This is a genomic window from Rhizobium hidalgonense (genome assembly GCF_002914525.1).
Lineage (GTDB): Bacteria > Pseudomonadota > Alphaproteobacteria > Rhizobiales > Rhizobiaceae > Rhizobium > Rhizobium hidalgonense.
In genome coordinates this window covers 96928-115723 of record NZ_LODW01000041.1, presented here as the reverse complement: position 1 = coordinate 115723, position 18796 = coordinate 96928, and the positions used below count along the sequence as shown (strand labels likewise).

Genomic DNA, 18796 nt, shown 5'->3' with positions numbered 1-18796 from the left:
GCTGTACAGACTCAGCCGAAAACCCGCTTCGGGCGAAATTCGCCCTCGCCGATCTCGCCGATCGCGATCAGCCGGCCGCGAGCCGTCGCATAGGCTTCGCTTTCGGCAACCGGCGCATCGCGCCCCCGCACGAGGATCGGGTTGCCCATCTTCAGCCGGTGCGCCTGGTCGTCATTGATGACGAGATGGGGCAGGGCCGTTAGCGCCTCGCAGGTATCGATCAGCAGCGCGTCGAGGGCGGCAAGCCGCTCGTCCATATCTTCGAGCGCCTCCAGCGCCACGAGGTTGGCGAGCGGCACCATGGCCTCTTCCGCAAAGGGCGCGACGAAGGTGCGCCGCAACCCGGACACGTGGCCGTAGCAGCCGAGCTCCCGGCCAAAATCGCGCGCCAGCGCCCTGACATAAGTGCCCTTGCCGCATTCCACTTCGAAATGCGCGGTATTGGCATCCGGGCAGGCGAGCAATGTCAGCCGGAAGATTTCGACTTCGCGCGAGGGGATTTCGACGGTTTCGCCTTCACGCGCCAGATCATAGGCGCGTTCACCCGATATTTTGATCGCCGAAAACTGCGGCGGCACCTGGCTGATGGTGCCGATATATCCAGGCAGGATATCGCGGATCTGCTGTTCGCTCGGGCGCTTGTCCGAGCTTTCGGTCACTTCGCCCTCGAGATCGTCCGTGGCGCGCTCCTCGCCCCAGCTGACGGTGAATTCATAGATCTTGCGGCCGTCCATCACATAGGGAACGGTCTTCGTCGCATCGCCGAGCGCGATCGGCAGCATGCCGGAGGCGAGCGGGTCGAGCGTGCCGGCATGGCCGGCCTTTTGCGCCTTGTAGAGCCACTTGATCTTGGAAACGGCTTCCGTCGAGCCGAAATCCACCGGCTTGTCGAGGATCAGCCAGCCGGAAATCGGCCGGCCCTTGGGTTTGCGTGGTTTGGACATGCGTCTCTTCTGGTTATTGGTCGTCATTATCGCCGTCGAGGTCGCGGCTCACCTCGGGCGAACGCAGCAGCTCGTCGATTTTCTTGTAGTTGTCGAAGCTGGTATCATCGCGGAAGCGCACCTCCGGCATGTATTTCATCTGCCGAAGCTGCTGCCCGAGCCTGCCGCGGATATACCGCGCATGACGGTTCAACGCCTCGATGACGATGCTGTGGTCGGAAACGCCGAGCGGCGTCACGTAAGCCGTGGCGATCTTGAGGTCGGGCGACATACGCACTTCCGAGATCGAGATCACGGTCGCCTCGATGACGTCGTCGCGCACTTCGCCGCGCTGCAGGACCTGGGTGATCGCGGCGCGAACCTGTTCGCCAACGCGCAGCATGCGCTGCGAAGGCGCGGAAGAAGTTGCTCTGGTCATAGTTATCTCTATTTGCCGATGCGGCTGGGAATCGAACCCGTCAAAGGAGAGCGTCCATGACTCTTTTGGTCGAAAAGGTCAAGTCGGCAGATACCCGAAAGCCATCCGCCGGCTGGCGAATGGCTTTTGGAACGTCATGCTCAGACGCAGCAGATTAGAGCGTGCGCGTGATATGCTCGACGCGGAAGCACTCGATGACGTCGCCGGCGCGCATATCCTCGTAATTTTCGAAGGCCATGCCGCATTCCTGGCCCATCGGCACTTCGGACACTTCGTCCTTGAAGCGCTTGAGGGTCTTGAGCTTGCCTTCGTGAACGACAACGTCGTTGCGGATGAGGCGGACGCCCGCACCGCGCTCGACCTTGCCTTCGACGACACGGCAGCCTGCGACCTTGCCTACCTTGGTGATGTTGAACACCTCGAGGATTTCGGCATTGCCGATAAAGGTTTCGCGCCGTTCCGGAGACAACAGGCCCGACATCGCTGCCTTCACGTCATCCACCAGGTCGTAGATGATGTTGTAGTAGCGGATTTCGATACCTTCGCGCTCGGCGAACTGGCGTGCTTGCGTATTGGCGCGAACGTTGAAGCCGATGATGGCGGCGTTCGAAGCTTCGGCCAGCGAGATATCCGACTCGGTGATGCCGCCGGCGCCCGAATGGACAATGCGGGCGCGGACTTCGTCGGTGCCGAGCTTTTCCAGTGCGCCGGCAATCGCTTCGATCGAGCCCTGCACGTCGCCCTTGATAACAAGCGGGAACTCCTTGATGCCGGCGCTCTGGCGCTGCATCATCATCTGTTCCAGCGAGCCGCGCTGTCCCGACTGGCGGGCAGCCGCCTTGTCGCGGGCAAGACGCTGACGATATTCCGAGATTTCGCGCGCGCGGCTTTCGCTTTCGACGACGGCGAATTTGTCGCCCGCCTGCGGCGTGCCGGAAAGACCGAGAACCTCGACCGGGGTGGCGGGACCCGCTTCCTTCACATGGTCGCCCTTGTCGGTGACCAGGGCGCGCACGCGGCCCCAGACGTCGCCGGCGACAATGATCTGGCCCGGACGCAGCGTGCCCTTCTGGACGAGCACGGTCGCGACCGAACCGCGGCCACGATCGAGCTGGGCTTCGATGACGGTACCTTCGGCCGTCCGGTTCGGATTGGCCTTGAGGTCGAGAATTTCCGCCTGCAGCAGGATCGCCTCGAGCAGCTTGTCGAGGTTCTTGCCTGTTTTGGCCGAAACTTCGACGTCGAGCACTTCACCGCCCATGGATTCCACGAAGACTTCGTGCTGCAGCAGCTGGTTGCGGACCTTCTGCGGATCGGCCTCGTGCTTGTCGACCTTGTTGATCGCCACGATGATCGGAACACCGGCCGCCTTGGCGTGGTTGATCGATTCGATCGTCTGCGGCATCACGCTGTCGTCGGCTGCGACGACCAGGATCGCGATGTCGGTCGCTTGCGCGCCGCGGGCACGCATGGCCGTGAAGGCGGCGTGGCCGGGCGTGTCGATGAAGGTGATCTTCTGACCGCTCTGCTCCACCTGATAGGCGCCGATATGCTGCGTGATGCCACCGGCTTCGCCGGAGACCACGTTGGCATGGCGGATGGCGTCAAGCAGCGAGGTCTTGCCGTGGTCGACGTGGCCCATGATGGTGACGACAGGCGGACGCGAAACCAGTTCGCCATCCTCGTCGGACACGTTGAAGATGCCAAGCTCGACGTCGGATTCCGAAACACGTCTGACCGTATGGCCGAATTCGCCGGCGATGAGTTCGGCAAGGTCGGCGTCGATGACATCGCCCGGCTTCATCATCTGGCCTTCCTTCATCAGGTACTTGATGACGTCGACGGCGCGTTCTGACATGCGCTGCGACAGTTCCTGAATGGTGATGGTCTCGGGCAGAATCACCTCACGCGAGATCTTCTCACGGGTTTCCTGCATCTGGCCGCGGCGGAACTTCTCCTGCCGGCGGCGCATCGCCGAGAGCGAACGTCCGCGAGCATTGTCCTCGCCGTCGACATTGGCGGTGGAGATCGTCAGCTTGCCGCGACGACGTTCTTCATCGGTCTTCGGACGTGTCGTGACCGGCTTGGCTGGTTCCGGGCGAACGACGCGGCCACGGACAGGACCGCCGCGCGCTGCGGCGCCGCCACGATCATCCTCTTCCTTTTCGTCGCGACGACCGCGAACGGCGCCGGGGGCAGCAGCGCCCGCTGCCGGGCGGGCACCAGCCGGTGCTCCGGCGGCATCGGGCCGGCGGGCGGCCGGTGCAGACGATGCAGGTTGCTGCGGCCGCGGGGCGTCGGAGCGCGCTTCGGCCGGAGCCGGTGCTGCGGCTGGTTCAGCAACAGCGGCGGGTGCCTCAGCCTGCCGGATAGCCTCTTCAGCGGCCCTGCGGGCAGCTTCTTCGGCTTCGGCTGCCTTACGGACAATCTCTTCGGCGGCGCGGCGCTTATCTTCCTCGGCGCGGCGGATCGCATCCTGGGCATCACGCGCCTGGGCGTCGGCCAGCGCGCGGCGGCGGGCGTCCATTTCCTCAGGCGACAGATGGTTCAGCACCACCGGGCGCGGACGATCATTCTGGCGCGGGGCCTGATGGGACTGCTGCGGACGCTGGTTCATCTGGCCGTTGTTGCTCTGCTGAACCCGCGGTGCCGGCGTCGGCTGCTGCGGGCGCGCCGGCACGGGTGCGGGCGCCGGCTCGGCTGCACGGATAGGGGCCACCGGAGCGGCTGGCGTGATCGGCTTTTCGTCTTCCGGGCGCATGGGGCGCCGCTTACGGGTCTCGACGACGACCGCTTTGGTGCGACCTCGACCCATATCCTGGCGAACGGTGCCCTGGCTCATCCCCGATGGTTTCAGGGTAAGCGTCTTTTTGCCCGTCACGCTGATTGTCTTGTCGTCGTTACTATCGGTCATTCGTTCCCGTTCCTTCGGACAGGGAGCGATGACTAGATCAGACCCTGTCGTTCAATACTTGTCGATCAATGAGGATGCGACCGGCCGATGCCGGTGACCACCTCATTGTTTTTGCCGGCCAGCGCCGCCCGCTGCCCGGGACTGACCGCCAATACGGTACTGTTCGAGCATCTTTGCGCGCTTCACTACACCCTCACCCGCCTGCCCTGCAAGCACTGCGGCATGGATAAAAGCATTCTGGCCCATCAGGCCTTCCATTTCGCTCTCCGAGAAGAGACGGAAGGAAGGTATCTCCTCCTCGGTCTCCATTCCGAGGTGCCAGGCCTTGCGGGCCTGGTCGATTTTCCGGACACCGTCGTCCGCTGCATCAGTCGCATGGAACACCGCAATGGCTGCTCCGCTTCTGACTGCGGCATCCACTTTCGAGGACCCGCTGACGAACTGGCCGGCTTTCCGCGCCATGTTCATCATCTGCATCAATTGTGCCGAAAGCAGCCGGTCGACGCTCGCGCCGAGATCGTCCGCCGCCTTCACATCCATTTTCAGCGCGCGGGCGAAGAGTTTCTTCGCCACTGCCCTGTCGACCAGCGACCGGTCGATCTTCACCCAGCATCCGCGTCCCGGAAGCTCACGCTTCAGGTCGGCGACGATAGTTCCATCGGGAGCGGCAACGAAGCGGATCAGCTCTTCCGGCGATCCGCTTTCGCGCGTCACGATGCACATGCGTCCGTTCACGTCATAACCTGCAAGATCGTCGTCCTCATCAGGAAGAGCGTCCGGCTCATGCGCGGTCATCATGCTTCTTGTTCGGCTTCGGCTTCAGTGACCTCTTCGGTCCCCTTTGCCAGGTCCTCTTCAGTGATCCAGCCAGCCGAGAGGCGGGCCTGGACGATCATCTGTTCGGCCTCGACGCGCGAGACGTCGAACTTCGAGAACAGGCCTTCGAACTTCTTGGTTTCGCCGTTCTTGCGTTCGCTCCAGCCGACGAGATCGTCGGCGGCGCAACCGGCAAAGTCCTCGATCGTCTTGATGCCGTCTTCGCCGAGCGCCACCATCATCTGGGCGGTCATGCCGTCGATTTCGCGTAGCTCATCCTGAACACCGAGCGCCTTGCGCTTCTCGTCCATCTCGGCTTCGAGACGCTCGAGGAACTCGCGGGCGCGCTGCTGGATTTCCTGCGCCGTCTCTTCGTCGAAACCGTCGATCGAGGAGATCTCGTCGAGATCGACATAGGCCAGTTCTTCGACGGCGGCAAAGCCTTCGGAGGCCAGAACCTGGCCGACCATTTCGTCGACATCGAGCGAATCCATGAACAGGTTGGTGCGCTCGTTGAATTCCTTCTGACGGCGTTCCGATTCCTCGGCCTCCGTCATGATGTCGATGTCCCAGCCGGTCAGCTGCGAGGCGAGGCGGACGTTCTGGCCGCGGCGGCCGATCGCCAGCGACAGCTGCTCGTCGGGAACGACGACTTCGATACGCTCGGCATCCTCGTCGAGAACGACCTTGGCGACTTCGGCCGGCTGCAGGGCGTTGACGACGAAGGTCGCCGGGTCTTGGCTCCACGGAATGATGTCGATCTTCTCGCCCTGGAGTTCGCCGACGACGGCCTGGACGCGTGAGCCGCGCATACCGACGCAGGCGCCGACCGGATCAATCGAACTATCGTTCGAGATCACGGCGATCTTGGCGCGCGAGCCCGGATCGCGGGCGACCGACTTCACCTGGATGATGCCGTCGTAGATTTCAGGCACTTCCATGGTGAACAGCTTCACCATGAACTGCGGATGCGTGCGCGACAGGAAGATCTGCGGGCCGCGCTGCTCGCGACGGACGTCATAGACGTAGGCGCGGACTCGATCGCCATAACGCACATTTTCGCGCGGGATCATTTCGTCGCGGCGGATGATGCCTTCGCCACGGCCGAGATCGACGATGACATTGCCGTATTCGACGCGCTTGACGGTGCCGTTGACGATTTCGCCGGTGCGATCCTTGAATTCGTCGAACTGGCGGTCGCGCTCGGCTTCACGCACCTTCTGCACGATCACCTGCTTGGCGGACTGTGCGGCAATGCGGCCGAAATCCATCGGCGGCAGCGGATCGGCGATGAAATCGCCGAGTGCGGCGTCCGGGTTGCGGTCGCGGGCCAGCTCCAGCGGGATCTGCGTCGAATAATCCTCGGCCTTGTCGACGACTTCGAGCAGGCGCTGCAGACGGATTTCGCCGGTCTTCGGATTGATGTCGGCCCGGATGTTGGACTCGGTGCCGTAACGGGAGCGTGCCGCCTTCTGGATGGCGTCGGCCATTGCGGCCAGCACGATCTCGCGGTCGATGACCTTTTCGCGCGCCACTGCATCTGCGATCTGCAGAAGTTCGAGCCGGTTCGCACTGACTGCCATTGTCTTGTTTCTCCGTCTTAACCCCGGGGTTCCCGTCCCTGGAGCGGTCTGTTGATCGGTTATTCCTGGTCGTCCGCTTCGTTCTGGTTGGCGGCCTGGGCTTTCGCCAGCTTGTCGGCGCGCAACGCGTCGCGGATCAGGTCGTCGGTCAGAATGAGCTTCGCATCGCTAAGCGCCGTGAAGGGAATGGTGACCTTTTGCTCTTCCCCGTAAGCGACCTGGTCACGCTCGAGCGTGAAACCATCTACGCCTGCTTCGACGATCTTGCCGCGGAAGCGCTTGCGATTGTCGATCAGGATCGACGTCTCGCATTTCACAAGGTGGCCCTGCCAGCGGACGAAATCGGATTTCCGAACCATCGGACGGTCGATGCCGGGCGAAGACACTTCGAGATGATACTCTTTATCGATCGGATCTTCCACATCGAGGACTGGAGAAATCGCCATCGAGACTTCTTCGCAGTCCTGAACCGTCATCGTCCCGTCGTTGCGCTCGGCCATGACCTGCATCGTTGCGCCGTTCTGGTTCATCATACGGACGCGGATCAGCCGGAAGCCCAGGCCGACGAGAACGGGTTCGATGATATCGGCAAGACGCTGGTCGAGCCCGGTTTCGGTAATCAGCCGCGGCTCAACTTCGTTGCCTGCGTTTGTCATGTCCGACAAGCGGTGCGCTCCTCGCAATTTCATGCTTTTTAGCGATCGCGCTAATAAAAAAGAGCGGGTCCTTGCGGCCCACTCTTCATCAAGCGATCAAGAATTTGAGAGCCATATAGTCGGGTTTTTCTGAAATTGCAAGGTCTGCGACCGATTCGGTCAATTCGCGCCGGGCGACGTCGGCGGGCCTATGGCCAGCGCCTCTCTTGCGCATATATTGCCGTTCGGGCGCAATAACAAAAGCGGGAGAAATCGTGGCCTACACTTCGTCGACCTTGGCGCCTTTGCGGCACGATACTTACCGTACCATCTGGTTCGCCAGCCTGTCATCGAATTTCGGCGGACTGATCCAAGCGGTCGGTGCTGCCTGGATGATGACGACGATCACCGCCTCGGAGGATATGGTGGCGCTGGTGCAGACCTCGACGGCGCTGCCGATCATGCTGTTTTCCTTGATATCGGGCGCCTTGGCCGACAATTATGACCGCCGCCGGGTCATGCTGACGGCACAATGCATGATGCTGACCGTCTCGGCCCTGCTGACGGCCACAGCCCTACTCGGCTGGATCACCCCCTGGCTGCTGCTCTTCTTCACCTTCCTGATCGGCTGCGGCACCGCGCTCAACAATCCCTCCTGGCAGGCCTCGGTCGGCGACATGGTGCCGCGCGCCGATCTGCCGGGCGCCGTCACCTTAAACAGCATGGGTTTCAACATCACCCGCAGCGTCGGCCCGGCGATCGGCGGCGTCATCGTCGCAGCCGCAGGTGCTGCAGCAGCTTTCGCGGTAAACACCGTGAGCTACTTCGCCCTGATCTATGCCCTCATGCGCTGGCGCCCGAGCACGCCCGTCTCAACGCTGCCGCGGGAAGCGCTGGGCAGCGCCATCTTCGCCGGCCTGCGGTATGTCTCGATGTCGCCCAATCTCGAAAAGGTTCTCGTCAGGGGACTGCTCTTCGGCATCGGCGCCAGTTCCATCTTGGCGCTGCTGCCGGTCGTCGCGCTCGATCTCGTCGGTGGCGGTCCGCTGACCTATGGTTTCATGCTCGGTGCTTTCGGCATCGGCGCGATCGGCGGCGCCGTGCTGAATGCGCGGCTGCGCCAGATGCTCTCAAGCGAGATGATCATCCGCCTATCCTTTACCGGCTTTGCGCTGAGCGCCGTCATCGCCGCCTTCAGCCCAAGCGCCGTCCTCACCTCTGCCGGGCTGCTCGTCTCCGGCGCCTGCTGGGTTTCGGCACTTTCGCTCTTCAACACCATCGTCCAGCTGTCGACGCCGCGCTGGGTGGTCGGCCGGGCGCTGTCGCTCTACCAGACCGTCACCTTCGGCGGCATCGCCGGCGGCAGCTGGTTGTGGGGTATTGCCGCCGATCGTTATGGCGTCGCCGATGCGCTGCTGATGTCATCCGTCGTCATGCTGCTCGGCATCGCCATTGGCCTGCGTTTTTCCATGCCGGCCTTTGCCTCGCTCAACCTCGATCCGCTGAACCGCTTCACCGCGCCGGCCTTGAGCCTCGACATCACGCCGCGCAGCGGCCCGATTGTCATACAGGTCGATTACGACATCGCCGATGCCGACCTTGCCGAGTTCATGGCGCTGATGGTCGAGCGCCGTCGCATCCGCATCCGGGACGGCGCCCGTCACTGGGCGTTGATGCGCGATCTCGAAAACCCCGGCCTGTGGACGGAAAGCTATCATACGCCGACCTGGGTCGAATATATCAGACACAATCAGCGCCGCACGCAGGCCGACGCCGAAAACATCGACAGGCTCCGCGCGCTGCACCGCGGCGAGGGTCCCCCGCATGTCCATCGCATGATCGAGCGCCAGGCCATTCCGCCGGATGACGACGTCTTTCACAAGGCGCCGATCGATCTGCATCATTGAGACGACTATGCATAGATCAGCCATCTATCGCTTCAGGCGCGCCCGCCGATCCGATCTCGCCGCAATCGTCCGGCTGCTCGCCGACGACGATCTCGGCGTTACCAGGGAGATCGTTTCAGACCTCGTCGATGCGCGTTATCTCTCGGCCTTCACTGCGATCGAGGCGGACGTCAATCAGCTGCTGGCCGTCGCAAGCGACGCTTCCGATCGGGTCGTCGGCTGTCTGCAGCTGAGTTTTCTGCCCGGTCTGTCGAGAACGGGCATGTGGCGCGGCCAGATCGAAAGCGTGCGTGTCGCTGGAGATGTTCGCGGCTCGGGCCTCGGCTCCCAGTTTATCGAATGGGCGGTCGCCCAATGCGCCGCGCGCGGCTGCGGCCTCGTGCAGCTGACAACGGACAAGACACGGAAGGACTCGATCCACTTCTATGAGAAGCTCGGTTTCGTGGCGAGCCACGAGGGGATGAAGCGCGCACTCTGAAGCCGCCTACTTCAGCTTGCCCTTCATCGTCGCTTCGGGAAAACAGGTCGGCTTCATGCCGTTCTTGGCCTGCCACTGGCCGATCGAACGCCGCGTCTTGTAGCCGGGCAATCCGTCGGAGCCGCCGACATCGTAGCCCTGCCGTTCCAGTGCCTTTTGCATGGCGGCGACATCCGAGCGCAGCATTTTGCCGACATCGCCCCATCGGCCCTCAAAGGCGCCGCCATTGGCGGCGATCCGGTCGGCGAGATTGCCGATATAGAGCGCGTAGAGGTCGGAGTTGTTGTACTCTTTGATGACGTAGAAATTCGGCGTGACGATAAACTCCGGTCCGTCGCGGCCGGCCGGAACCAGCATCATCCCTTGAGCCTTCATCTCTGCTGACGGAAAGTCCTTGCCCGAGATGCGCTCGATGCCGAGCGAGGCCCAATGCGAAAGCGGTTTCGCCAGATCGGGTCCCTCCTGGGCGCAGGAGACCGCCTGAGGTATCGACACCTCGAAGCCCCAGTCGCGATCGCGCTGCCAGCCTTTCTTGACCAGATAATTGGCGATCGAGGCGAGCGTATCCGGCACCGAGGTCCAGATATTGCGGTGGCCGTCGCCGTCGAAATCGACGGCATATTTCAGATAACTCGTCGGCATGAATTGCGGCTGGCCGAGCGCGCCGGCCCAAGAGCCCTTGAATTCGGCGGGCGTCACATCGCCGCCGTCGAGAATATGCAGGGCCGCCACCAGTTCGGTGCGGAACATCTCCTTGCGCGTCGACATGAACGCCTTGGTCGCCAGCACCTCGACCGCCGAATTCGGGATCTTCGCGGCACCGAAGCCGGTCTCACGACCCCAGATGGCCAGCACGATCGAGCCCGGCACGCCATAGGTCTTTTCGATCCGTTTCAGCGTCGAGCCATATTGCGCGGCAAAACCACGCCCCGTTGCGGCAAGCCGCTTCAGCTGGTCCTCGTTGAAATAGGGACCGGGCGAGGAAAATTCTGCCTGCGTCTGCCTCTGCTCCTTCGGCGGCGGGAAGCCGGGCGGGGCGAGATCGGGCAGGTTCCAGTTCAGCGTGACGCCGGAGAATGCGGCCTGGAAGGTTTTTTCGGAAATACCGCCCGCCTTTGCTTCGGGCCAAAGGTCCTTCTGCACCCAGCTTTCGAACTGCGCCTCGACATCGGCTTTCGATGGGGCTGCGTAGGCGGAGAGCGGGAGGAGACTGGCCATCAAAGCAAGTGTGAAGAGTCGGAGCCGTCGTGGAACACCCCCCTCTGTCCTGTCGGACATTTCCCCCACAAGGGGGGAGATCGGCAAGACGCGCCAGCTTCGCGAATTCTTGATTGTGTGCCAAACGGCTCCGAACATCTGCGGCGTTTGACCGGGGCAAGAGGGCGCCCCCAGCTGATCTCCCCCCTTGTGGGGGAGATGCCCGGTAGGGCAGAGGGGGGAATCTTCCGGCATACGCAAACCTCTCATATCACCGTCCGCGCCCGCAATGCCGCGGCAAGTGTGCCCTCGTCGAGATAGTCGAGTTCGCCGCCAACCGGCACACCATGCGCCAGCCGGGTGATCTTCACGTCGAGCCCCTGCAACTGATCAGTAATGTAATGCGCCGTCGTCTGACCCTCGACGGTGGCATTGACGGCGATGATCAGTTCCCGGATGCCGCCTTCGCCGATCCGGTCGATCAGCCCGCGAATATTGAGATCGTCAGGCCCGATCCCGTCGAGCGGCGACAGCGTGCCGCCGAGCACGTGATAGGCGGCGTTCATCGCGCCCGCCCGCTCCAGCGCCCAAAGGTCCGAGACGTCCTCGACGACGATGATGATGGATTGGTCGCGCTGGGTGTCGGTGCAGACGGTGCAGGGGTCGACCGTATCGACATTGCCGCAGTGCGAGCAGATCTTCACCTTGTCATAGGCCTCGCCCATCGCATTCGACAGCGGGCCGAGCAATTGATCCTTCTTCTTGATCAGATGCAGTGCCGCCCGGCGCGCCGAGCGCGGCCCGAGGCCCGGCACCTTTGCCAGTAGCTGGATGAGTTTTTCGATTTCGGGGCCGGTGACTCGTTTTGCCATGCGCCGTTCTTAACTGATATGGAACGAAAACGGAATCGCGGAAGGATCGGCAATCCCATGAAAATCCTGGCGCTCTGCACCGGCAATCCGGAAAGACTGCCCGGCAAGAGCTACAAGACCGGCATCTTCAAACATGCCGTCAACGGCGCGATGATGATCGATGCCGAAGGCCTCGTCGGTGATGCCATCTGCAACCGAAAGCATCATGGCGGCATCGATCAGGCAGTCTATGTCGAGGGATCGCTGACACTCGACTGGTGGAGCGGCGAGCTCGGCCGGCCCTACGAGCCCGGCACCTTCGGCGAAAACATGGTGATCTCGGATCTCGACAATCGCGACGTCTCCGTCGGTGACCGCTTCATCTCAGGCGATCTCATCCTCGAAGCCACATCGTGCCGCATCCCTTGCGCCACCTTTGCCGCCAGGATGAACGATCCGAAGTTCGCCAAACGCTACACCGCCGCCGCCCGCCCCGGCATCTATTGCCGGGTCATCAAAGCCGGCGTGGCCGAGGCCGGAATGCTGGTGGCGCATCGGCCGTTTTCCGGAGTGAAGGTGACGATGTCGGAACTGATGGAAACATTTGGCCGACGGCTTCCGGAGCCGGACCGGGCGCGATACCTTGCCGCCCCTATTCACTACAAGCTGCGTGCCATGCTGGAATCCCAGTACTGAGCGCTGCGCCTATGCGCGGTGCATTGACCAGCTTGCGTCTAACTCAGAACGGCAGCTTGAAGCCGGGCGGGATCGGCAGGCCGGCGGTGAGCGCCTTGGTCTTTTCGGCGGCGAGCGCTTCGGCCTTGTCCTTGGCGTCCTTGTGGGCGGCGACGATCAGGTCCTCGAGGATCTCGACATCGTCTTCCTTGAACAGCGACGGGTCGATTTTCAGGCTCTTCAGTTCGCCTTTGCCGGAGATGATGACGGTGACGAGGCCGCCGCCTGCCTTGCCTTCGGCGGCGAGCTCGGCGATCTCCGCCTGCATCTGCTCCATCTTGGCCTGCATTTCCTTGACTTTGCCCATCATGCCCATGATGTCGCGCATCGTCTCACTCCTTCTTGAGATCAGAATTCTATGTCGTCGCCGGGCAGGATATCACCGTCTTCCGATTCGGCGGCGGCTGGCGGTGTCGCCTCTTCCGCTTCCTCCTCCGGCGTCGGCGCCCTGACGCGCACGTCAATGATCTTGGCGCCTGGGAACTGCGCAAGGATCGCCGCGACATCAGGGTCCTGGCGTGCATCGCTGACGCGCTGTTGCTGAGCCTTGGTTTCCGCCTCCACCATCGTCGGCCGGCCTTCTTCGCGGCTGGTGCTGACGATCCAGTGGATGCCCGTCCATTCCTTGAGCTTGACGGCAAGTTCATTCAGCAGCGTGCCTGGCGCGCCCTCGGTGAGGTTCACATCAAGCCGGCCGGGTTCGATGCGCACGGGCCGCACGAAGTTGCGCACCAGCGCCTTCAGCTTGACGTCCCGCTTCTCGGCGGCAAGATCGACGATATCGCCGATCGAATTGACCGATACGAGCGGCTTCGGTGCTTCGGCCGGCTTCGTCTCGATCCGCCCGACAGGCATCGTCTCGGGCTGGCTGCTCGGCACGGCGCGCAGCATCGTTACGGGCGCCGAAGGCTGCGGCTTGCTCGGCGCGATTTCAGGCGCGCGCGCCGCGACACTGCTTTGATAGGGAACACGCGTGCCGCCGCCGCCATTGCCGGAAGGCGGCGAGGAGGGCCGCGAGCCGGCATTGTCGCCGGAAAATTCGGCAAGCCGCCGTGCCGCGTCCTCAGGCGCCGGCAGATGCGCCGCATGCGCAAGCCGGATCAGCACCATTTCGGCAGCACCCGCCGTCCGCGACGAGCCTTCCGTTTCCGGAATGCCCTTCAGCAGCATCTGCCAGATGCGCGACAGCGTCGTGACCGCGACGCCCTTGGCGAATTCCGCCGCCTTGGTGCGCTCGACTTCGCTGAGCGAAGGGTCGCTTGCCGCATCCGGCACATATTTCAGCCGTGTCACCAGATGGGTGAAATCGGCGAGATCGGTCAGCACCACCACCGGATTGGCGCCGGCCTCGTACTGGTTCTGGAATTCGCCGAGGGCAGCGGCGACATCGCCCTTGATGACATGCTGGAAGAGATCGACGATCCGGGCGCGGTCGGCCAGGCCGAGCATGCCTCGCACGGCCTCAGCCTGCACGGCGCCTGCGCCATGGGCGATCGCCTGGTCGAGCAGCGACAGGCCGTCGCGTGCCGATCCTTCGGCGGCGCGCGCGATCATCGCCAGCGCGTCGCCTTCCGCCTCGATGCCTTCCTTGGCGGCGATCGTCGAAAACAGCCCGACGAGATCCGACGCGCTGATGCGGCGCAGATCGAAGCGCTGGCAGCGCGACAGCACGGTGATCGGCACCTTGCGAATTTCGGTGGTGGCGAAGATGAACTTCACATGCTCCGGCGGCTCTTCCAGCGTCTTCAGCAGGCCGTTGAAGGCCTGCGTCGACAGCATGTGCACTTCGTCGATGATATAGACCTTGTAGCGCGCCGAAACCGGGCGGTAGCGCACCTGCTCGATGATCTCCCTTATATCGTCGATGCCGGTATGGGAGGCGGCATCCATCTCGATCACGTCGACATGGCGGCCTTCCATGATCGCCTGGCAGTGCTCGCCGGGCACGCGCAGATCGATCGTCGGCTTGTCGATATCTGATGTCTTGTAGTTCAGTGCCCGCGCCAGGATGCGCGCCGTCGTCGTCTTGCCGACGCCGCGTACACCGGTCAGCATATAGGCCTGGGCGATGCGGCCGGTCTCGAAGGCGTTGGTGAGGGTGCGGACCATCGGCTCCTGGCCGACCATCAGGTCCGTGAAATCCTTGGGGCGGTATTTGCGAGCCAGCACCCGGTATCCGGTGCCCGTCGAGGCGGCATCTTTTGACTGTCGCTCGGTGTCGCTCATCGCCCTGCTTGTCGCCCGGGATCGTCGGGCATTTCGTGGAGAGAAGGTGGGAGGCTGGCACGATGACCCGTGCCGGGCTCGTTAGGGCTGCTTCCTTCCGGACCTGACCCGGTTGGCGAGTGGCTCGTCCACCACCAACCTCCCGAATGCACATATCGGCAATATCGTCATCAAAAGCAAGCCAACATCCAAAAAAACTGCTAGTCGTAGGAAAAGACAGGAGGAATGCCCTTTGAAAGGTTTCGCGCTCGATCCCCGGCTGGAAAACGACAGCACCAGCATCATGGTCACGGGTCTCTGCGATCTGAGATTGTCGAAGGATGCCCGCTGGCCCTGGCTCATTCTCGTGCCGCGCCGGGCTGAAATTACCGAAATCTTCGAGCTGACGCCGCTCGACCAGGTGCTGCTTGCCTTCGAGACGGAGCTCGTCGCCAATGCATTGAAGAAGATCACCGACGCGACAAAAATCAATATCGGGGCTCTTGGCAATATCGTCCGCCAGCTTCATGTTCATGTCATTGCCCGCTTCGAAGGCGATGCCAACTGGCCGGGTCCCGTCTGGGGCTTCGGGCGCGCGGAGCCATACGAAGACGGAAAGAGAGACGAATTCATAGCGAAGCTGCGGGAAGCCCTTTCATCATGAGTCATTCGCTTTTCTATTCGGACGTGCCGCATCCCGAACCCAGCAATCTCACGGCCTTTGCCGCCAACGATCTCAATCGCGATTCCGAGCATCGCGACGAACACTCCGTCGAAAAGGCGCTGGCGAGGGAAGGCACCCATATCTTCGCCTTCGCCAGAGACAAGCTGGTGTTGAAGCATGACGGCCAGGTGCTCGATCCGCTTTTTGCCCGCTACGAGCTCAAGGAGTTGCAGCCGGATTGGGACGAGACCGTGCTTCTCGGCTACCGCAAATCAGGCGAACCGCGCCTTGCCGTTCCCGTCGCCATCGACGTCGATGATCTGACCAGCCACTACAAGCCCGCCGACGGTCGTACGCTGTTTCGTGAAATGCTGATCGACGAGGTGCTGCTCGGCGAATTCGCCCAGGCCGCAAGCCTCATTCGCTGGAATGGCGACAACCGCTTCTGCGGCCGCTGCGGCTCAGCGATGGAGATCCACATCGGCGGCTACAAACGTGTCTGCACCGCCTGCGAACACATGATCTTTCCCCGCACCGATCCGGTTGTCATTATGTTGACGATCGATGAACAGCGCGACCTCTGCCTCCTCGGCCGCAGCCCGCATTTCGCGCCCGGCATGTATTCCTGCCTTGCCGGCTTCGTCGAACCCGGCGAGACCATCGAGAATGCCGTGCGCCGCGAAACGCTGGAGGAATCCGGCATCCGCACCGGCCGCATCCGCTATCACGCCTCACAGCCCTGGCCGATGCCGCATTCGCTGATGATCGGCTGTTATGCCGAGGCCAAATCCACCGAAATTACCCGCGACGAGACCGAGTTGGAGGATTGCCGCTGGTTCACCCGCGAGGAAACCATCGAAATGCTGGAACGCCCGAGCGCGACAGGCAAGGCCTCGCCGCCGAAAGGGGCGATCGCCCACCGCCTGATGCGCGACTGGGTGGAGTGGAAGCGGTAACGCCATGCCGGTCGCGCGCTCGGAACGGCTGCTGACGCTGCTCCAGACGCTCCGGCGCTACCGGCGCCCGGTGACAGGCATCGTGCTTGCAGAGGAAACCGGCGTCAGCCTGCGCACGCTCTATCGCGATATTGCCAGCCTGCAGGCCCAGGGGGCGATGATCGAGGGCGAAGCCGGCATCGGCTACGTGTTGAAGCCGGGCTTCATGCTGCCGCCGATGATGTTTTCCGAAGAGGAACTGGAGGCACTGGTGCTCGGCTCGCGCTGGGTCGCCCGCGCCGCCGAACCGCGTCTTGCCGGCGCCGGCGCCGATGCGCTGGCCAAGATTGCCGCCGTGCTGCCGGCCGATATGCGCGAGATGATCGATTCAGCCGCCCTCTTCGTCGGCCCCAAACGCCGGGACGAGGACAGCGCAGATGTCTCGGCCATCCGCAGGGCGATCCGCCTCGAGCGTATCCTCGAACTGCACTACGGCGACGAGCAGGGCCGAATCTCGCGCCGCCGCGTCTGGCCTTTCGCGCTCGGTTATTTCGAACATGTGCGGGTCGTCATGGCCTGGTGCGAACTGCGCCAGGATTTCCGCCATTTCCGCACCGACCGCATCATCGACATGGCGCTGCACGAAGTGCGTTATCCGCGCCGCCGCACCGTGCTCCTCAAGGAATGGCGCGAAACGCAGGACGTGCCCGTCGAGAGCTAATGCTGCTGCCATAAATTGTCAGCAGGTGGGGTTATTATCAGTACCAATCCACTACAGCGCCGCGCGTCTTTGGACGCGCAAAGGACGCTGTAGCACTAAGTTTCGCGCATCGTGCCGATGCGCTGGGAAAGGAGTACTGATCATGGCAACGTCTCTAGTCTTCCATCAAGACAGCGACCGTTTTGCAGTTGACACCTTTGCCGATGTAATTTCGGCCGAAACTTTTGCCGATGTCGGGCAGTCCGGGCACCGCGGTCTTCTGCGCCGGGTCATGGGCGTCTTTCGGATTCGCAGTGCAAACCACACCAGCCTCGATATCGAGGCGGCACCAGATTGCCGGAAGCGCGACCTCGGCTTCATGGATGGGCGCGGCCCGCGCCGCGAAGACCGTTTCCCACTCTAATCCACTTCATCACCATCGACATTCCGCCAGACGAAACAGGGGCGTTGCTTTGCTAACGCCCGCTGCATCCTGCTGCCATGAATTGGCAGCAGATGATCACTCGTCCCGGCTTCATTGACAGCAAAAGGGAGAGCCGAAATGACCAGCCCCAATCTGATAATTCTCTACGTCAAGGACCCGGCAGAAAGCGCCAGCTTCTATCGGAACCTGCTAAATCGCGAGCCGGCCGTGGAGGCGCCGAATTTCGTCGCCTTCCCACTCGAGGGCGGCTTCACCCTCGGCCTCTGGCGGCGCAGCAAGGTCGAGCCGCAGCCTTCCGCCATCGGCAATCGCGGCGAAGTAGCCTTCATGGTCGCCGGTGAAAATGCCGTCGCACGGCACTATGACGATTGGCGCGGCCGCGGCCTGCCGATCGCCCAGGAGCTGACCGAACTGGACTTCGGCCCGACCTTCGTCGTGCTCGATCCGGACGGCCATCGCCTGCGGGTTTGTGAACCGGACAAATAATGCCGGAGGGCGAGGCCTGTTATAGCAGGCCTCGCATCGCATGCCCTTTGTAGACGCCGAGGATGCGGACTTTCTCCGAGAAGAACCGTAGTTCCTCCAATGCCCGGCGCACATTCGGATCGTTCGGATGGCCTTCGATATCGGCATAGAACTGCGTCGCCACGAATTTTCCGCCGAGCTGGTAGCTTTCCAGCTTCGTCATGTTGATGTTGTTGGTGGCAAAGCCGCCGAGCGCCTTGTAGAGCGCGGCCGGAATGTTGCGGACGTTGAAGACGAAGGTGGTAACGACTTTTTCCTCAGCCGAATTGCGTTGCGCCCATTCCTCGTCGCGGGAGAGGATGACGAAACGGGTGACGTTGTTTTCGGTATCCTCGACATTTTCGGCGATGATCTCGAGCCCGTAGAGATCGGCGGCAAGGCGTGGCGCCAAGGCGGCCATCGAGCGGTTGCCGGTTTCCTTCACGAGCTTGGCCGCGCCTGCCGTATCGCCGGCAATCACAGGCTTCCAACCATTGGCGCGAACGATCTTGCGGCACTGGCCGAGCGCGTGGATATGGCTGTGCACCGTGCGGATTTCGTCCTTGGTCACCCCCGGCAGAACCATCAGCTGGAAGCGGATCGGCATGAAATACTCGCCGATGATGTGGAGACGCGATTCCGGCAGCAGATGGTGGATATCGGCGACGCGCCCGGCGATCGTATTCTCGATCGGGATCATCGCGATATCGGCGTCGCCGTTGTCGACCGCCGTGAATGCATCCTCGAAAGTCTGGCAGGGCAGCGGCTCCATGGTCGGGAACATGTCCCGGCTGGCCATGTCGGAATTGGCGCCGAATTCGCCCTGAAAGGCGATCCTGTTGGTCTTGATGTTCATGATGGTTCC

Annotated in this window: 19 protein-coding genes and 1 other RNA gene; 8 read left to right on the top strand and 12 right to left on the bottom strand. The window is 62.6% G+C overall.

Translation table 11 applies throughout. The features are described 5' to 3' along the window. Positions 1-11: 11 nt before the first annotated feature. The 6 genes from truB to rimP form a co-directional block, all read right to left on the bottom strand. Positions 12-944 (bottom strand): tRNA pseudouridine(55) synthase TruB, encoded by a 933-nt coding sequence (gene truB / locus ATY29_RS04355; RefSeq protein ID WP_097535296.1) that lies wholly within the window; start codon positions 942-944, stop codon positions 12-14. A gap of 13 nt (positions 945-957) precedes the next feature. After that, complete coding sequence (gene rbfA / locus ATY29_RS04350; protein WP_003571232.1) at positions 958-1362, bottom strand: 30S ribosome-binding factor RbfA; 405 nt, start codon at positions 1360-1362, stop codon at positions 958-960. A gap of 154 nt (positions 1363-1516) precedes the next feature. Continuing rightward, on the bottom strand, positions 1517-4276 hold the full coding sequence (infB, locus tag ATY29_RS04345; protein ID WP_097535294.1) for a translation initiation factor IF-2: 2760 nt from the start codon (positions 4274-4276) through the stop codon (positions 1517-1519). Between the two features lie 102 nt (positions 4277-4378). Beyond that, positions 4379-5074 (bottom strand): RNA-binding protein, encoded by a 696-nt coding sequence (locus ATY29_RS04340; RefSeq protein WP_003571226.1) that lies wholly within the window; start codon positions 5072-5074, stop codon positions 4379-4381. Next, on the bottom strand, positions 5071-6675 hold the full coding sequence (nusA, locus tag ATY29_RS04335; RefSeq protein WP_003571224.1) for a transcription termination factor NusA: 1605 nt from the start codon (positions 6673-6675) through the stop codon (positions 5071-5073). The genes ATY29_RS04340 and nusA overlap by 4 nt, the downstream gene beginning before the upstream one ends. Before the next feature lie 59 nt (positions 6676-6734). Continuing rightward, entirely contained in the window at positions 6735-7340 is a 606-nt protein-coding gene (gene rimP / locus ATY29_RS04330; protein ID WP_003571222.1) for a ribosome maturation factor RimP, read from the bottom strand. Between the two features lie 197 nt (positions 7341-7537). Between rimP and ATY29_RS04325 the strand changes: the two genes are divergently transcribed. Beyond that, positions 7538-9217 carry an MFS transporter gene (locus ATY29_RS04325; protein WP_025417460.1) on the top strand — a complete coding sequence of 560 codons (1680 nt, stop codon included), beginning with the start codon at positions 7538-7540 and terminating at the stop codon, positions 9215-9217. 22 nt (positions 9218-9239) lie between these two features. After that, a complete protein-coding gene (locus ATY29_RS04320) occupies positions 9240-9695 on the top strand; it encodes a GNAT family N-acetyltransferase (protein ID WP_097535350.1) in 456 nt (151 codons plus the stop codon). Positions 9696-9701: 6 nt separating this feature from the next. Here the strand turns inward: ATY29_RS04320 and ATY29_RS04315 are convergent, their stop codons facing one another. Then, positions 9702-10973 (bottom strand): lytic murein transglycosylase, encoded by a 1272-nt coding sequence (locus ATY29_RS04315; RefSeq protein ID WP_097535348.1) that lies wholly within the window; start codon positions 10971-10973, stop codon positions 9702-9704. Between the two features lie 185 nt (positions 10974-11158). Next, positions 11159-11764: a recombination mediator RecR gene (gene recR, locus ATY29_RS04305; protein WP_097535292.1), complete on the bottom strand. Its 606-nt coding sequence runs from the start codon at positions 11762-11764 to the stop codon at positions 11159-11161. 57 nt (positions 11765-11821) lie between these two features. Between recR and ATY29_RS04300 the strand changes: the two genes are divergently transcribed. Next, positions 11822-12439: an MOSC domain-containing protein gene (locus ATY29_RS04300; protein ID WP_193550346.1), complete on the top strand. Its 618-nt coding sequence runs from the start codon at positions 11822-11824 to the stop codon at positions 12437-12439. 43 nt (positions 12440-12482) lie between these two features. Here ATY29_RS04300 and ATY29_RS04295 read toward each other — a convergent pair whose 3' ends face one another. The 3 genes from ATY29_RS04295 to ffs all read right to left on the bottom strand — a co-directional run bounded on the left by ATY29_RS04295 (position 12483) and on the right by ffs (position 14847). Then, positions 12483-12806, bottom strand: a complete 324-nt coding sequence (locus tag ATY29_RS04295) for a YbaB/EbfC family nucleoid-associated protein (protein WP_097535288.1) — start codon at positions 12804-12806, stop codon at positions 12483-12485. 20 nt (positions 12807-12826) lie between these two features. Continuing rightward, positions 12827-14704 carry a DNA polymerase III subunit gamma/tau gene (locus ATY29_RS04290; protein ID WP_097535285.1) on the bottom strand — a complete coding sequence of 626 codons (1878 nt, stop codon included), beginning with the start codon at positions 14702-14704 and terminating at the stop codon, positions 12827-12829. A gap of 46 nt (positions 14705-14750) precedes the next feature. Further along, positions 14751-14847: signal recognition particle sRNA small type (gene ffs / locus ATY29_RS04285), an RNA gene on the bottom strand. An 89-nt stretch (positions 14848-14936) separates the two neighbouring features. Here ffs and ATY29_RS04280 point away from each other — a divergent pair. From ATY29_RS04280 to ATY29_RS04260, 5 genes are all read left to right on the top strand, one after another. Further along, complete coding sequence (locus ATY29_RS04280; RefSeq protein ID WP_003571206.1) at positions 14937-15347, top strand: HIT domain-containing protein; 411 nt, start codon at positions 14937-14939, stop codon at positions 15345-15347. After that, entirely contained in the window at positions 15344-16303 is a 960-nt protein-coding gene (gene nudC, locus ATY29_RS04275) for an NAD(+) diphosphatase (RefSeq protein ID WP_097535283.1), read from the top strand. Before ATY29_RS04280 ends, nudC begins: the two co-directional genes overlap by 4 nt. 4 nt (positions 16304-16307) lie before the next feature. After that, positions 16308-17003, top strand: a complete 696-nt coding sequence (locus ATY29_RS04270) for a helix-turn-helix transcriptional regulator (protein WP_003571204.1) — start codon at positions 16308-16310, stop codon at positions 17001-17003. A gap of 142 nt (positions 17004-17145) precedes the next feature. After that, the gene (locus tag ATY29_RS04265) at positions 17146-17406 is read left to right on the top strand and encodes a hypothetical protein (RefSeq protein ID WP_003571203.1); all 261 of its coding nucleotides are present in this window, start codon (positions 17146-17148) and stop codon (positions 17404-17406) included. Between the two features lie 138 nt (positions 17407-17544). Beyond that, positions 17545-17913, top strand: a complete 369-nt coding sequence (locus ATY29_RS04260; RefSeq protein ID WP_003571202.1) for a VOC family protein — start codon at positions 17545-17547, stop codon at positions 17911-17913. A gap of 19 nt (positions 17914-17932) precedes the next feature. Here the strand turns inward: ATY29_RS04260 and ATY29_RS04255 are convergent, their stop codons facing one another. Beyond that, entirely contained in the window at positions 17933-18787 is an 855-nt protein-coding gene (locus ATY29_RS04255) for a prephenate dehydratase (RefSeq protein ID WP_097535281.1), read from the bottom strand. Between the last annotated feature and the right edge of the window lie 9 nt (positions 18788-18796).

Excerpts from the sequence above, each read along its gene's own strand:
- truB (WP_097535296.1), bottom strand. The coding sequence starts at position 944 with ATGTCCAAACCACGCAAACCCAAGGGCCGGCCGATTTCCGGCTGGCTG.
- rbfA (WP_003571232.1), bottom strand. The coding sequence starts at position 1,362 with ATGACCAGAGCAACTTCTTCCGCGCCTTCGCAGCGCATGCTGCGCGTT.
- infB (WP_097535294.1), bottom strand. The coding sequence starts at position 4,276 with ATGACCGATAGTAACGACGACAAGACAATCAGCGTGACGGGCAAAAAG.
- ATY29_RS04340 (WP_003571226.1), bottom strand. The coding sequence starts at position 5,074 with ATGATGACCGCGCATGAGCCGGACGCTCTTCCTGATGAGGACGACGAT.
- nusA (WP_003571224.1), bottom strand. The coding sequence starts at position 6,675 with ATGGCAGTCAGTGCGAACCGGCTCGAACTTCTGCAGATCGCAGATGCA.
- ATY29_RS04315 (WP_097535348.1), bottom strand. The coding sequence starts at position 10,973 with ATGTCCGACAGGACAGAGGGGGGTGTTCCACGACGGCTCCGACTCTTC.
- recR (WP_097535292.1), bottom strand. The coding sequence starts at position 11,764 with ATGGCAAAACGAGTCACCGGCCCCGAAATCGAAAAACTCATCCAGCTA.
- ATY29_RS04300 (WP_193550346.1), top strand. The coding sequence starts at position 11,822 with ATGAAAATCCTGGCGCTCTGCACCGGCAATCCGGAAAGACTGCCCGGC.
- ATY29_RS04295 (WP_097535288.1), bottom strand. The coding sequence starts at position 12,806 with ATGCGCGACATCATGGGCATGATGGGCAAAGTCAAGGAAATGCAGGCC.
- ATY29_RS04290 (WP_097535285.1), bottom strand. The coding sequence starts at position 14,704 with ATGAGCGACACCGAGCGACAGTCAAAAGATGCCGCCTCGACGGGCACC.
- nudC (WP_097535283.1), top strand. The coding sequence starts at position 15,344 with ATGAGTCATTCGCTTTTCTATTCGGACGTGCCGCATCCCGAACCCAGC.
- ATY29_RS04270 (WP_003571204.1), top strand. The coding sequence starts at position 16,308 with ATGCCGGTCGCGCGCTCGGAACGGCTGCTGACGCTGCTCCAGACGCTC.
- ATY29_RS04265 (WP_003571203.1), top strand. The coding sequence starts at position 17,146 with ATGGCAACGTCTCTAGTCTTCCATCAAGACAGCGACCGTTTTGCAGTT.
- ATY29_RS04260 (WP_003571202.1), top strand. The coding sequence starts at position 17,545 with ATGACCAGCCCCAATCTGATAATTCTCTACGTCAAGGACCCGGCAGAA.
- ATY29_RS04255 (WP_097535281.1), bottom strand. The coding sequence starts at position 18,787 with ATGAACATCAAGACCAACAGGATCGCCTTTCAGGGCGAATTCGGCGCC.